Annotated in this window: 13 protein-coding genes and 1 rRNA gene; 12 read left to right on the forward strand and 2 right to left on the reverse strand. The window is 47.9% G+C overall.

Features of this window, described 5'->3' with window-relative positions:
• Positions 1-13: 13 nt before the first annotated feature.
• Positions 14-130, forward strand: a 5S ribosomal RNA gene (gene rrf / locus D328_RS0127140).
• 151 nt (positions 131-281) lie between these two features.
• On the opposite strand, the gene D328_RS0127145 is transcribed toward rrf, so the two are convergent.
• Positions 282-1,151: a hypothetical protein gene (locus tag D328_RS0127145; RefSeq protein ID WP_018888188.1), complete on the reverse strand. Its 870-nt coding sequence runs from the start codon at positions 1,149-1,151 to the stop codon at positions 282-284.
• Positions 1,152-1,400: 249 nt separating this feature from the next.
• On the opposite strand from D328_RS0127145, the gene D328_RS0127150 reads away from it, so the two are divergent.
• The 8 genes from D328_RS0127150 to pssA all read left to right on the forward strand — a co-directional run bounded on the left by D328_RS0127150 (position 1,401) and on the right by pssA (position 11,368).
• Positions 1,401-2,573: a GNAT family N-acetyltransferase gene (locus D328_RS0127150; protein ID WP_018888189.1), complete on the forward strand. Its 1,173-nt coding sequence runs from the start codon at positions 1,401-1,403 to the stop codon at positions 2,571-2,573.
• A 473-nt stretch (positions 2,574-3,046) separates the two neighbouring features.
• A complete protein-coding gene (locus D328_RS0127155) occupies positions 3,047-3,508 on the forward strand; it encodes a CtsR family transcriptional regulator (protein WP_018888190.1) in 462 nt (153 codons plus the stop codon).
• A 171-nt stretch (positions 3,509-3,679) separates the two neighbouring features.
• Positions 3,680-4,204 carry a UvrB/UvrC motif-containing protein gene (locus D328_RS0127160; protein WP_018888191.1) on the forward strand — a complete coding sequence of 175 codons (525 nt, stop codon included), beginning with the start codon at positions 3,680-3,682 and terminating at the stop codon, positions 4,202-4,204.
• A 25-nt stretch (positions 4,205-4,229) separates the two neighbouring features.
• The gene (locus tag D328_RS0127165) at positions 4,230-5,303 is read left to right on the forward strand and encodes a protein arginine kinase (protein WP_018888192.1); all 1,074 of its coding nucleotides are present in this window, start codon (positions 4,230-4,232) and stop codon (positions 5,301-5,303) included.
• A 67-nt stretch (positions 5,304-5,370) separates the two neighbouring features.
• Complete coding sequence (gene clpC / locus D328_RS0127170) at positions 5,371-7,815, forward strand: ATP-dependent protease ATP-binding subunit ClpC (protein WP_018888193.1); 2,445 nt, start codon at positions 5,371-5,373, stop codon at positions 7,813-7,815.
• 299 nt (positions 7,816-8,114) lie between these two features.
• Entirely contained in the window at positions 8,115-9,488 is a 1,374-nt protein-coding gene (gene radA, locus D328_RS0127175) for a DNA repair protein RadA (RefSeq protein ID WP_018888194.1), read from the forward strand.
• 14 nt (positions 9,489-9,502) lie between these two features.
• Complete coding sequence (gene disA, locus D328_RS0127180) at positions 9,503-10,579, forward strand: DNA integrity scanning diadenylate cyclase DisA (protein WP_018888195.1); 1,077 nt, start codon at positions 9,503-9,505, stop codon at positions 10,577-10,579.
• 57 nt (positions 10,580-10,636) lie between these two features.
• Complete coding sequence (gene pssA, locus D328_RS0127185; RefSeq protein ID WP_018888196.1) at positions 10,637-11,368, forward strand: CDP-diacylglycerol--serine O-phosphatidyltransferase; 732 nt, start codon at positions 10,637-10,639, stop codon at positions 11,366-11,368.
• A 280-nt stretch (positions 11,369-11,648) separates the two neighbouring features.
• Here pssA and D328_RS0127190 read toward each other — a convergent pair whose 3' ends face one another.
• Positions 11,649-12,044 (reverse strand): nucleoside triphosphate pyrophosphohydrolase family protein, encoded by a 396-nt coding sequence (locus D328_RS0127190; protein ID WP_018888197.1) that lies wholly within the window; start codon positions 12,042-12,044, stop codon positions 11,649-11,651.
• Positions 12,045-12,260: 216 nt separating this feature from the next.
• On the opposite strand from D328_RS0127190, the gene D328_RS0127195 reads away from it, so the two are divergent.
• The 3 genes from D328_RS0127195 to ispF all read left to right on the forward strand — a co-directional run bounded on the left by D328_RS0127195 (position 12,261) and on the right by ispF (position 14,608).
• Positions 12,261-13,343 (forward strand): PIN/TRAM domain-containing protein, encoded by a 1,083-nt coding sequence (locus D328_RS0127195; RefSeq protein ID WP_018888198.1) that lies wholly within the window; start codon positions 12,261-12,263, stop codon positions 13,341-13,343.
• A gap of 78 nt (positions 13,344-13,421) precedes the next feature.
• Positions 13,422-14,120, forward strand: coding sequence for a 2-C-methyl-D-erythritol 4-phosphate cytidylyltransferase (gene ispD / locus D328_RS0127200; protein ID WP_018888199.1), 699 nt, complete (start codon positions 13,422-13,424; stop codon positions 14,118-14,120).
• Complete coding sequence (gene ispF / locus D328_RS0127205) at positions 14,117-14,608, forward strand: 2-C-methyl-D-erythritol 2,4-cyclodiphosphate synthase (RefSeq protein WP_018888200.1); 492 nt, start codon at positions 14,117-14,119, stop codon at positions 14,606-14,608. The genes ispD and ispF overlap by 4 nt, the downstream gene beginning before the upstream one ends.
• Positions 14,609-14,729 lie beyond the last annotated feature (121 nt).

The raw sequence follows: 14,729 nt of genomic DNA on the forward strand, positions 1-14,729 counted from the left end.
AAACAAATGCACGTTTGGTGGCGATAGCGGAGGGGTTCCACACGTACCCATCCCGAACACGACCGTTAAGCCCTCCAGCGCCGATGGTACTTGGACCGAAGGGTCCTGGGAGAGTAGGACGCCGCCAAGCACAAGAACCACTGCCGATATTCGGTGGTGGTTTTTTTCTGTGATATTACGTCAATAGACATTTTTTCTTATGCAAGTTGAAAGGACCTGTTCTGAGTAGCCGTATATATTGGCCGCAGAACAGGTCCTTTTTCTACAAATCGCCTTTGCTACTAGTAACGCTCTAAAATTTGTTGTGTCTTTAGTCCGTCTGCTGGAATAAGCCACCCTTGTGTGTCAAGCTCATCTAATAATTCGTGGCGCATGTCTGCTGCAGTTGCCGGAGCATCCGTCTTAAACGAAACTTCGACGATAGGCTCAATGCCAGTGCCTGCCTCGTTGCGAACAGGCCATACTTCAAGAGTCATCTCCTGCCCGTTCCAGGTTCCTTTATAGCGTTCGAAGGTTAATGGACCATAAGCACGTGAGTCATTCAGTCTCTTCTTACCCCAATTAGAGGAGGACCAGTTTTTTAATTTTCCAGGTAGCTTGTCCAGCAGCATCTCCAGCGCCTTCGCTTCGGATGGCAATACGGCTCCTTTATCTTTAGTGTCTACCTTTTTGGTATTAGAAAAGCTTAGCGTCTGCTTGCCATATCCCCAATCAATCTCAGCATCATAGTTATCATCGGACGCATCGAATCCCTCTTTGTTGGCTAGCGTAAGAGCAGCTTCCACATCGCCGTTTAGGATGGGATAGCGTTTTTTGTAGGTTAGTTCATAATTGGATTTGTCTTCTTTTTTACGAAAACGAACATTCCAGCCTTCATCGTTGAGGTCAAGCTGGTCTGTATCAAAATATTCTACTCGAATAGCCTCTGCATTGTCTTCCAGCCCGAAGGTATTCAGAACGTCCCTGCTTGGATTTCCATTCTCGTTTAATACGAGCGCTGGGTCTGCCAGAAATTTAACCTCGTAGGAGGGAATGGCATTGGCAGCGGCAGATACCTTGGCAGTCTCTAGTCCTCCAATACCAGTAATACTACCTCCCCAGGCAACCAAGCCGAGCATGAATGACAGGGTTATCTTTTTCCACTTATTCATTTCACATCACTCCTATATTCTGAATTTTGTTATATGATTCATTGTACGAAGTGAGCATAAGCGAATGGTTAACACCAGATAGTGATTAGGTAAATAATGTATAGAGTTCCTCAATGGCTCCCAATAGTTTTTGCGGATGAATTGACTTCCTTTCACAGCTTTGAGACACTCATGTAGTGTGCCAGATGATACGGTCACACATGTGAATGATAAAGTCTGCTGGATAAAAATCAGAATTGAGGTGGACCAATGAATATTAGACAATTCAGGGCAGATGAGTTTGATAAAAATATGGCCTTGTCAGAGTATGCATTTCAGGCTCGATTAACAGAAGAGCAACGTGAGACTATACAGAAGCGATTTAAGCCGGAGGATAGCTGGGGGATATTTCAGGGCGAGGATTTACAGGCGAAGCTTACTATAATACCTCTGGAGGCTTATATTCATGGGCAGACCTTTCTGATGGGAGGAATCGCTGGGGTAGCGACTTGGCCAGAGAAGCGGCGTGGGGGAATGGTGTCCCGACTACTAGTCCATGCCCTTGAGGAAATGAAGCGTGCTGGTCAGACTCTATCATTTTTACACCCGTTCTCTTTCCCGTTCTATCGCAAATTCGGGTGGGAAATCTATACAGAGTATCGTAAGTATACGATTCCAGCGGAGAAATTCCCCCGCAAGACAGTGGAGGAAGGCGAGGTCCGACGGGATATTCGTGATATTGCCATTTTAAGCTCAATTTATGAAGTCTATGCACGTCGATATAACGGAACCTTGGCACGTAGTGAGAGCTGGTGGCAGGAGCGGGTGTTCCGTGACCACCGCTATACAGCAGTATATTATAACGGCAAGGGTGAACCTGAAGGTTACGTGCTGTATAAGATTGAAAATAGAGAGCTGTTGTGTAATGAATTGGTCTTCACCACTGAACGGGCTAGACGTGGGCTATGGACTTATTTAGCCAATCACGATTCAATGGTGGAGCGAGGCATCTTTACATTCGTTCCTATGGATGACGCAATGCCTTACCTGCTTCAAGACCCGAGGATACAACAGGAGATTATTCCTTATTTCATGGGTAGAATTGTCGATGCATCAGCATTCTGGTCCCAGTATCCTTTTGTTCCGGCTGCAGAGGAGACCAGGTTCACGCTTGCACTTACAGATCCATATGCACCTTGGAATGATGGTGTCTGGGAGATCGTTATCTCAAGTAGTGGTCAGGGTAGCTGGCGTCCATCCAACCTAGAGGCAGAGAAGGCTGATCTCACCTGTGACATTCAGGCTTTGACTGCCATGATGCTCGGCTACAGGGATCCGATTTATTTGTCCACATGGGAAAAGCTCCAAGGTAGCTCTAGTATCGCTGCCACATGGGCAGCGCGCTTACCACAAGCTACTACTCATTTGATGGATCACTTCTAAGCAGGCCCTTTCAAAGTTGCAGAATTGTATAGTTTAGCATAAATAAGTTCAACAACACAGGCTCCTATGTTAGGGGCCTGTGTTTTATATTTGGAACGATTTGCGGCGAAACCTCTCTGGAACGATTAAGAACGCCAAAAAGTGCAAAAAATAAAAACAGGATGACTTGGCAAATGAGAAAATTATGTTATAATAAAAACAAAGTCAAAGAAAGTCAAAGTCAACGGAGTTCAATTGTCTATGTAGCTTGGGTAAGCTTTGGTCTTTTGGAACAGTCTTTGATTATTCAGACCTTGTAGGTCGAAAAACGAATCAAGCGTTATGGTGGATAAGGTCCTTTTTACAGGGGTTGAGCTGCTGTAGGGCTTATTTTTGCAAGATTCGTGGCTTTAGTCTTTGGTTAAGTTGTGTATACGGCACACTCTGTGGAGCACAGAGCAATTCCTGTGTCTTCATCAGTGGAGGATGATGAAATGCGTAATGTTTCTGATATTATCGAACAATATCTGAAAAGCATGCTGGTCGAGAGTCCTGAAGGATTAGTGGAAATCCAGCGCAACGATTTGGCTGACCGCTTCTCTTGCGTGCCTTCCCAAATTAATTATGTTATAAGTACACGGTTCACCCTTGAGAAAGGCTATCTCGTTGAAAGTAAACGCGGAGGCGGTGGGTATATTCGCATTCAGCGAATTGAGCTACCAGCTCAGCACATACTGCATACTCATCTGCACCATACGATAGGAGATGAGATTAGCCAGAGCGCAGCAGAAGGGTTAATCTATCAGTTGGAGGAAGCCCGTGTGCTGAACAGGCGGGAGGCAGCAATCATGAAAGCAGCGATCTCCAGAGAGTCTTTGGCATTAAAGCTTCCACTAAGGGACCAGTTGCGGGCGCGAGTCTTCAAGGCGATGCTTATAGCACTTCTCGCCAGATAAAGCCTTCTTCGGCAGTATAGAGCAGGACCGAGTTCCACTCAGTTGAGCTGCATCTATAGTGCTGATGGAGGTTGAACCAAGACATGTAGCCTGATGGGATTAGTCCGTTGGTCAGGGAATTCTTGACTGATTGTGACCAAGTCTGGGTTACATTATAAAGGAGGTACTTGTATGCTGTGCCAAGAATGTAATAAGAGGCCGGCAACGCTCCATTTCACCAAGATCGTGAATGGAGAGAAGACGGAATTTCATATCTGTGAGGCCTGTGCCAGGGAAAAGGGTGAGCTCATTCCCGGAACCTCTAACGGATTTTCTATTCACAGTCTATTATCAGGCCTTCTTGATTTTGATCCTGCTAATAAGAGTCAGATGCAGGGAGCTTCCGCACCACAGGCTATACGGTGTGAGGAATGCGGAATGACCTATTCTCAATTCAGCAAGATCGGGCGCTTTGGCTGCAGCTCTTGCTATAAATATTTTGATGAACGACTAGATCCGTTGTTCAAGCGTGTGCATGGTGGCACTACACATGTGGGCAAGGTGCCCGTGCGTACTGGCGGCAAAATGAAAGTCAGACGGCAAGTGGATGAACTCAAGCGTGAGCTGCAATTCAAGATCCAGCAGGAAGAGTTCGAATCAGCTGCACAATTGCGCGATCAGATCCGTGAGCTTGAAAAACAGATAGCCCAAGAGTAAAGTTGGAAAGTAGGAGGGATGCGACATGCCTAATCTCCGATTCACCGAACAGCCCTTAAGTGAGTGGATGCGCAGCGATGCTGTGGACTCTGAGATTGTAATTAGCAGTAGAGTCCGGATCGCACGCAATCTGCAGCATTTTCCCTTCCCTATGCTTGCTACGAACCAGCAATCGGAAGCGGTGTTGAACAAGCTCAGTGAGGTGCTGGAGCAAGAGGAAATGAAGGAGTATGGTGCTTTTCATTTGCTTAAGATTCCCGAGACCAGTGATCTGGATCAAAGAGTGTTGGTGGAGAAGCATCTGATTAGTCCAAATCTGGCCAGTGAATCTCGCAATGGTGCCGTGATGATCAGCGAGAACGAGGCCGTAAGTATTATGATTAATGAGGAGGATCACCTACGTATTCAATGTCTGTATCCCGGCTGTCAGGTCAAAGAGGCTTGGCAAAAGGCAAGCAGTATTGATGATGTCTTCGAGGCAGCTGTAGATTATGCCTTTGATGATCGACGTGGTTATCTGACCAGTTGTCCGACCAATGTAGGTACTGGACTGCGGGCCTCTGTCATGATGCACCTGCCAGCTTTGGTAATGACCCATCAAATTAATCGAATTTTGTCTGCTGTCTCACAAGTGGGACTGACGGTTAGAGGAATTTATGGGGAAGGCAGCGAAGCAGTAGGTAATCTGTTCCAGGTCTCCAACCAGATTACGCTGGGACAGACCGAGGAGGAGATCATAGAGAACCTTCACGGTGTCGTACTGCAGATTATTGAGCATGAGAGAGCAGCCAGAGAGCGTCTGATGAATGAATCGATATTGCGGATTACAGACCGAATTATGCGATCCTACGGTATCTTGTCTTATGCCACTGTTGTCGAATCGAAGGAAGCCGCTCAGCGGTTATCTGATGTACGACTTGGTGTGGACATGGGCATCCTGGAGGGACCCTCGATTCAGACGTTAAATGAGCTACATGTCATGACGCAGCCGGGCTTCCTGCAAAAGAAATTTGGAGGTGAGCTCGACAATGCTGGGCGAGACACCTATAGAGCAACATTGATTCGGGAGCAACTTCGTTCCTCAGCTTCCCGAGCATGATATAGTCATATAGTTTAATGAATATTGGATTACAAAGAACTACACTATATATGGAGGTGCAACACATATGATGTTCGGAAGATTTACAGAACGAGCGCAGAAGGTACTCGCATTGGCTCAAGAGGAAGCGGTCCGTCTTGGACACAACAATATTGGTACAGAGCATATCCTGCTGGGACTAATTCGAGAGGGTGAAGGAATCGCTGCCAAGGCTCTGATTGGTCTGGGGCTGGGTCTTGAGAAAATTCAGGACGAAGTAGAGACATTGATCGGACGCGGTCAAGAGCAGCCTACGAATATCGCGTATACACCTCGTGCGAAGAAGGTTATTGAGCTCTCCATGGACGAAGCTCGCAAGCTGGGTCATACCTACGTGGGCACAGAGCATATTTTGCTGGGTCTTATTCGTGAAGGTGAAGGTGTAGCTGCTCGTGTACTGAATAATCTAGGCATTAGCCTGAACAAGGCTCGCCAGCAAGTGCTTCAGCTGCTTGGTAGCAGTGAAGCGGTATCCAGTCACAGCGGCACACAAGCGAATGTGAGCACTCCTACATTGGATAGCCTGGCTCGTGATCTGACAGCCATCGCGAAGGATGGTAACCTTGACCCTGTAATTGGCCGCAGCAAAGAGATTGAGCGGGTCATTCAGGTGCTGAGTCGTCGTACGAAGAATAACCCAGTGTTGATTGGTGAGCCAGGGGTAGGTAAGACGGCGATTGCTGAAGGTCTTGCTCAGAAGATTATCGCTAATGAGATTCCGGAGACACTACGTGATAAGCGTGTTATGACACTTGATATGGGCTCTGTTGTAGCTGGTACAAAATATCGCGGTGAATTCGAGGATCGTCTGAAAAAGATTATGGACGAGATTCGCCAAGCTGGTAATATTGTACTGTTCATTGATGAGCTGCACACATTGATCGGCGCTGGTGGTGCAGAGGGAGCGATCGACGCGTCCAATATTCTGAAGCCTGCACTGGCACGTGGCGAGCTGCAATGTATCGGGGCCACCACCCTGGACGAGTATCGTAAATACATTGAAAAGGATGCAGCCCTGGAACGACGCTTCCAGCCTATTACAGTGGATCAGCCATCTCCAGAGGAAGCCATTCAGATTTTGTACGGATTGCGTGACCGCTATGAGGCACATCACCGTGTGAAAATTACGGATGAAGCGATTGAAGCAGCTGTTAAGCTGTCTGACCGTTATATTACAGACCGTTTCCTGCCGGACAAAGCGATTGATCTGATTGATGAAGCGGGTTCTAAAGTAAGACTGAACTCCTACACCGTACCGCCAAACCTGAAACAGTTGGAGAACCGTCTTGAGGATATTCGTAAAGAGAAGGATTCAGCTGTACAAAGTCAAGAATTTGAGAAGGCTGCTGCGCTTCGGGATACAGAGCAGAAAATGCGTGAAGAGCTGGATCTGACCAAAAATCAGTGGAAAGAAAAACAAGGTCGTACCGATTCCGAGGTGACACCTGAGGATATCGCGCAGATCGTAGCACTCTGGACGGGCGTACCTGTCAGCAAGCTGAAGGAAGAAGAAACGGAGCGTCTCTTGAACATGGAGCAACTGCTGCATGAACGTGTAATCGGTCAGGACGAAGCCGTCAAGGCAGTCAGCCGTGCGATCCGTCGTGCACGTGCTGGTCTCAAAGATCCTAAGCGTCCAATGGGCTCCTTTATCTTCCTTGGTCCTACAGGGGTAGGTAAAACTGAGCTTGCTCGTGCACTTGCCGAGTCCATGTTCGGTGATGAAAATGCAGTTATCCGTATCGATATGTCCGAATACATGGAGAAGCACTCTACATCACGTCTGGTCGGAGCGCCTCCAGGGTATGTAGGGTATGAGGAAGGCGGTCAGCTGACGGAGAAGGTTCGCCGTAAGCCATACTCAGTCGTATTGCTTGATGAGATTGAGAAAGCTCACCCTGAGGTCTTCAACATCCTGCTGCAAGTGCTGGAGGATGGACGCTTGACGGATTCCAAAGGTCGCGTAGTTGACTTCCGGAATACGCTCATCATCCTGACTTCCAACGTCGGGGCAGAAGCCATCAAGCGGAACTCTACGCTGGGCTTCACAGCTGTGGTGGATGCTGGGGCAGACTATGACAATATGAAGGGTAAGGTCATGGAAGAGCTTAAGAAGAGCTTCCGTCCAGAGTTCCTGAACCGTATTGATGAGATCATAGTGTTCCACTCTCTTGAAGAGAAGCACATTGGTCAAATCGTTTCCCTCATGTCCGAAGAGCTTCGTAAGCGTCTGAACGAATACGATGTGGACTTCGAGCTGACTGACAAGGCTAAGGCGTTCCTGGCTAAAGAAGGCTTCGATCCAGCCTACGGGGCACGTCCGTTGCGTAGAGCGATTCAGAAGCATATTGAGGATCGTTTGTCCGAGGAGCTGTTGAGCGGAACGATTACCAAGGGGGATTCCCTGCTGATCGATGAGATCGATGGTGGCTTGAAGGTTAGTAAGAAAACGAATGTTCCCACTCAATCCTGATGAATATAGCGTTTGACAAGTGAGAACTATATAGAAAAGGGTTGCTCCCGTTATGTACTGCGATGTGCTGCATACAATGGGGGCAACCCTTTTTTTTATCTCGAGAGGTAGCATCTTCATGTTCGTGAAATGCTGTCATATATTAATCTTATCTGCCTTGAATTCCGGGCATAGTCATGCTCGGTAATCAGAATTTTGCTTCATTACAGTGATTGGAAAAGTTTGTGATATTGCTTTACGGTTGCTCTGCTTCAATGGTACACTTTTAGTATTGGAGCTTTTTGAACAAGGAGAATCGAATGGCTAAAGTAAAAACCAAATTTTATTGCACGGAATGCGGCTATGAATCGCCTAAATGGTACGGAAAATGCCCAGGGTGCCAAGCATGGAACTCCATGGTTGAGGCAACAGAGACTGTTGTAAAGACAGCAGGGATGAGCTCATCCCTTTTTCATAACCAGACGCAAGAGAAGCCTTTGTCGATTACCGAGGTCGAGAGTGGGAAAGAGCCGCGTGTGCTCACTGGTATTGGAGAGTTGAATCGGGTGCTGGGTGGAGGACTTGTTCCAGGCTCATTAGTTCTCGTCGGCGGAGATCCTGGAATCGGCAAATCCACGCTACTACTGCAGGCGTCTAATGAACTGGCACGTTCAGGCTTGCGTGTGCTGTATGTATCTGGTGAGGAATCAGTTCGTCAGACCAAGTTGCGTGCTGATCGACTTGGAGTGCTCTCGCCTGAATTATATGTTCTATGTGAAACGAATCTGGAGACCATTGAGGCAGCTGTAGATCAAATGAAGCCCCAATTTCTGGTCATTGACTCAATCCAGACTGTTTATTTGCCAGATGTGACAAGTGCGCCGGGCAGTGTATCCCAGGTGCGAGAGTGCACAGCTCGTTTTATGCGCATCGCCAAAGGTCTTGGCATAGCCACGGTCCTCGTAGGTCATGTTACCAAAGAAGGAGCCATTGCAGGTCCAAGACTGCTTGAACATATGGTGGATTGTGTACTGTATTTTGAAGGGGAACGTCATCATACCTATCGCTTGCTTCGGGCCGTCAAGAATCGATTTGGTTCCACCAATGAAATGGGGATCTTCGAGATGGGAGAAGGAGGCTTGCGGGAAGTAGAGAATCCTTCAGAGCTATTCCTATCCGAACGTCCACTAGGAGTAGCAGGCTCAACAGTGGTTGCGAGTATGGAGGGCACGAGACCTGTATTGGTGGAGCTGCAGGCGTTGATTGCAAGTACCCACTTTCCTTCCCCGCGGCGAATGGGCACGGGCATTGATCACCACCGCTTAAGTTTGATTATTGCGGTGCTGGAGAAGCGTATGGGAATGTTCTTGCAGAATCAGGATGCGTATCTGAATGTAGCAGGAGGCGTGAAGCTAGATGAGCCGGCGGTAGATCTGGCAATTGCCGTCAGTATTGCTTCAAGCTTCCGTGATGTACCTACGAAGCCTTATGATGTGATTTTTGGTGAAGTAGGACTGACTGGTGAGGTACGTGCTGTGTCCAGGGCAGAGCAGCGGGTGCGTGAAGCTCATAAGCTCGGATTCAAACGAGTGATTTTGCCGGAAAAAAGTCTGAAAGGCTGGACGCCACCTAAAAATCTGGAGATCATTGGGGTAGGGACTGTGTCTGAAGCACTGGCAGCCGCATTAAATTAGGGGGAAAAAATACAATGAAGGAAACGAGCCAACTCGGTAAAATGAACGATTTATTGCGGCTTGTAGCGCCGGGTACACCCTTTCGTGAAGGTCTAGAAAACGTACTCAGGGCTAAGACCGGAGCGCTTCTCGTCGTCGGCTACAGTCCAGAGGTTATGGAAGTGGTAGATGGAGGGTTCTCCATTAATTGTGACTTTTCACCGAACTATCTGTATGAATTGGCCAAAATGGATGGGGCCATCATTTTGAGCGAAGATTTAAAGCGGATTTTATATGCGAACACGCAGTTGATACCGGATTCCTCTATCTCCTCCATTGAGACCGGGATTCGTCATCGAACGGCCGAGCGTGTTGCGAAGCAAACGGGGAAGCTGGTTGTGTCCATTTCTCAGCGTCGTAATATCATTACTTTGTATCAAGGCACACTTCGCTATGCCCTTAAGGAAATTGGTGTCATATTGACCAAAGCCAATCAGGCTATTCAGACGCTGGAGAAATACAAATCTGTACTGAATCAGGCCCTGACGAACCTGTCTGCCTCCGAATTCGAGGAGCTGGTAACCATCCCTGAGGTTATCAATGTAATCCAGCGTACGGAGATGGTCATGCGGATTAAGATGGAAATTAAGCGTTATGTCAACGAGCTTGGCAATGAAGGCCGTCTGATCAGCATGCAGATGGAGGAGCTTGTGGGGACCACAGAGGAAGAAGCTTGGTTACTCTATAAGGACTATGCCAAAGAAGACAGTGATGAGAAAATTCGCGAAATCATTAATGGTCTAAAGCATTCAACGGATGAAGAACTGCTCGATGCCCATCATATAGCACGATTGCTTGGTTATCCTTCGTCCGCGGCCACTTCAGAGGAAACGGTATCCCCAAGAGGCTATCGTGTACTGAATAAAATTCCAAGGCTACCTAATGTGATTATTCATAATCTGGTAGACCAATTCAGTGAGCTGCCACAGGTTATGATGGCTTCCATTGAGGAACTGGATGAGGTGGATGGCATTGGTGAGGTGCGTGCCCGTACCATCAAGGAAGGGCTGAAGCGACTGCAGGAGCAAGTGTTCATTGACAGGCAGATGTAATTGCAATATCATCAGTGGATGATATTGGAACTAGAGCTTAGCTTATGAGGTGAAAATATGATAGCCAAATCAATTCCGAACATGTTTACTTTGGGTAATCTGTTCCTTGGAATGATTGCCATGATGCTTGCGGTAGACGGTAAATACAGCTATGCAGCCATTATGGTTATTGTTGCAATGTTGCTTGACGGATTGGATGGCCGTGCTGCGAGAGCACTTAATGCACAGAGTGATTTCGGCAAAGAACTTGATTCTTTGTCGGATATGGTTTCTTTTGGCGCAGCACCTGCTGTAATTATGTATATGGTTAGTTTCCATGATGTACATCCAGCACTGGGCTGGACGGCTACGGCCATTTTTCCTATGTGTGGTGCAATGCGCCTAGCGAGATTCAACGTGCGTGCGGGGATTCCAGGCTATTTTACGGGACTTCCGATTCCAGCAGCGGGCGGTGTGCTCGCGACTCTGTCCCTGTTCCATGCAGATATATCTCCTATACCGATGGCTGTAGCGACGATGCTACTCTCATACCTGATGATCAGCTCCTTAAAGTATCCTAACTTCAAGAAGGTTGGTCTTCCAAAGAAAGCGATATGGATTGCACCTCTGGTTGCAATCGGGGCCGTGTTCATTGCGATCCAGTTCGCTGATAATCTCTCCAAGCTGATTTTCGTACCTCTGGTGCTCTATGCGCTCTACGGTATGAAGCATCACCTGGAAAGAATCTTCGGCAGACGACGGAAGAAGCGTAAATCGTCTGATGATCAGTATCGCCACTCTGAACGTTAATGTTTGTACGCTAATTATGCGATAGCTAATACAAGTTACAGGAATTATTCGTATCACATATGCTTTGGAATAGATTTAGCGATTAAGCTGTTATCCATGTTTACTAGGATCGAGTATTGGCTGTTGGCTGTGGCCATTTCAACAAAGCAAAAGGAAAAGCATGTATGTCTCATTAATGGGGCACACATGCTTTTTGTTGCTTAGGGCACTAGCGTGGATACTTAGCGTCCCAAGCCTTCTATGATGTTGATGAGAAGCATTGTTCAGGTAAAAGAAAGCATTAAGACATATTGAATAGTCCCAGCGTCGAGCACTTCTGAGACTCGCGCTCCACCACATCTTCCAAATTGATCTCCAGCAGATTGCAAAGAGCGGACATGTAGAAGAGGCTACGACCAAGCTCGGACATAATAACTTCCTTACAATTCTCACAAAGCGACCCTTGAACGTGGTTATCCAACTGAGCTTTGGCATCCTCCAGACTGGACTCCAGCTCATAATCCTGTTTTTTGGCGTGGACCTCAATGCAGCCGCATTCTGTTATTGCTTTGGCAACGGCACGGTTCACAGAGGCGCCTGATTGCCCAGTTTTGGACAGAACATCTAGCAGACTGCGGTGACGGAGCAGCAGTTCGGATACCTGATCTTGAAAAGCGTGCAAGCTTTGTACGGTCATTTCGCTACCCACCTCTGATTTATAGGAATAAATTCATTATATGCCAAAAAAATATACCCTTTCAATATAAAGATCAAGGTTGCTCGTTGACTCTCCCTGTCTAGCTTGGGAAAAAAGTTCATCAACCCACGGTTAACCCTGGCTGAATTGGACCATACTGGATAAAGAATCCAGATAGAAATGGATACCAAGGAAACAGAGGAGGTGCGGGGGTTCATGTGGAAAAGAGCCATTTTAACTTTTACAGGATTGTGCGGGGCATGGTTCGGCTATACGTTATATGATAGAGTTGCAGGGACTGTTCGCTGGCTGCCGGTATGGATGCAGGATTCTCCTGCGGGTGGCGTGATTTGGACGATACTGGGTGCGTTGGTGTTTCTCGTTAGCTGTTCAGCTGCGGGCTCAGCGCTTTCCAACCGATTACAACGAGGAATTGATAGGCTGGCTGGCATCCCAATTCATGAGATTGCTTCGGGCACAGTAGGCTTGCTGAGTGGTCTGCTGTTTGCGATACTCATTTATCCAGGGCTGTCCTGGCTCGGAGTTAGTGGGCAGATCCTCGGTCTGGGCATCATGCTCGTGTGCGGATATGTCGGTATGATGGTGGGATTGGAAAAGCGTGATGAGCTTACGTCTCTATGGACGTCAGGACGCTTTCACCACACGGAGGAGCCTGAGGAACGCTGGCTGGAGGAGCACAAGATTCTGGATACCAGCGTCATCATTGACGGCAGAATAGCTGATATTTGCAAGACGGGATTCATTGAAGGCACAATTGTTATTCCAGAATTCGTACTGGAGGAGCTCCAGCATATTGCGGATTCATCCGATTTACTCAAGCGTAATCGTGGGCGCAGGGGGCTCGATATTCTGAACAAGATTCAGAAGGAGCTTGATGTGAAGGTGCTTATCTATGAGGGTGATTTTGAAGAAATCTCTGAGGTGGATAGCAAGCTCGTCAAGCTGGCGAAGCTTTTGCAGGGCAAGGTCGTGACCAATGATTTCAACCTGAATAAGGTATGTGAGCTGCAGGGTGTGTCTGTACTGAATATCAATGATCTAGCCAATGCGGTGAAGCCAGTCGTGCTGCCGGGTGAAGAGATTGTCGTGCAGATCATTAAGGACGGCAAGGAGCACGGTCAAGGCGTCGCTTATCTAGATGATGGGACCATGATCGTAGTAGAGGGTGGACGGGATTACATTGGCACGACCATGGAAGTGCTTGTGACGAGTGTACTGCAGACCTCTGCGGGCCGCATGATCTTCGCCAAACCGAAATTATTGGAAAAAGCTCAGTAAACACGGTATGATGGAAGGGTCGGTGTTACCGACCATAGCCATTCCGGCATACTGACTGTTAAGGTAGGGATTGGAGCGATGGACAATAGTCTCGGTGTCGTCGTTGTGGCCGCAGGACGCGGAACCCGAATGGGCACGACAGAGAGCAAGCAGTTTTTGAAATTAGGGGACAAGCCTGTTTTTATATATACTCTTGAGGTGTTCGCCCGTATGCCTGAGATTCAGGAGATCGTACTCGTCACTGGTGAAGGAGATACGGACCGCTGTCGTGACTGGATTGATGAATTCGGCATTGATAAGGTGTCATCTATCGTCGCTGGTGGTGCTGAGCGTCAGCATTCGGTCAAGCGCGGTCTTGCGCGGCTGAATACGGAGTGGGTCATGGTTCATGATGGGGTACGCCCTTTTGTGACCCGGAAGGCCATACGGGACTGTCTGGAAGCTGCTCGCGAGCATGGAGCATCCGTGCTGGGTGTTCCTGTCAAGGATACGATTAAGCAGGTGGATCAGGACGGTAAAGTTGTGGCAACGCCAGAACGCCGAAGTCTGTGGAGCATTCAAACGCCACAGACTTTTCGTCTTTCCGATTTGGAAGAGGCATATGTGCTGGCGGAGAAAGACGGATTCCTGGGTACGGATGATTCGATGCTGGTAGAGCGTCTTGGTATCCGTGTACAGATGGTAGAGGGCAGTTATACCAATATCAAGATTACTACCCCGGAGGATCTGGAGATCGCAACATTATGGACGGGCAGAGAGGAAGAGGAGACAGAATGATTCGAGTAGGACAAGGATTCGATGTTCATCAGTTGGTCGAAGGAAGGCCGTGTATTATCGGGGGCGTAACCATTCCGTATGAGAAAGGTCTGTTGGGCCACTCTGATGCGGATGTACTGTTGCATGCGATTACGGATGCGATCTTGGGAGCCCTGGGTATGGGAGACATCGGCAAGCATTTTCCTGACAATGATCCTGCATTTAAGGATGCGGATAGCCTCAAGCTACTGCAGCATGTATGGCAATTGGCCAAGGAGCAGGGATACGAGCTTGGCAATATTGACAGCACGATTATTGCCCAGCGCCCAAAGATGGCTCCATATATTCCACAAATGGTAGATGTTATAGCAGAAGCACTTGGAGCGAAGGAACGTTCACAGGTTAACGTCAAGGCTACAACGACTGAGCAGCTTGGCTTCACTGGGCGTGGTGAGGGAGTCGCTGCACAATCGGTTGTGTGCCTTGTCAAGGGTATGCTATCATCATGAGTTGAGAGATAAGTTAGGCAGCTTTCCGAAATAAAGTACCGCTAATTTGCTGGAAAAGCTCCTTGAACAATGGAGACTTTGCCAGCAAAAGCGGGTACTAATTTCGGAAAACGCCCATTCG

It is taken from the genome of Paenibacillus massiliensis 2301065 = DSM 16942 (genome assembly GCF_000377505.1).
Taxonomy (GTDB): Bacteria; Bacillota; Bacilli; order Paenibacillales; family Paenibacillaceae; genus Paenibacillus; species Paenibacillus massiliensis.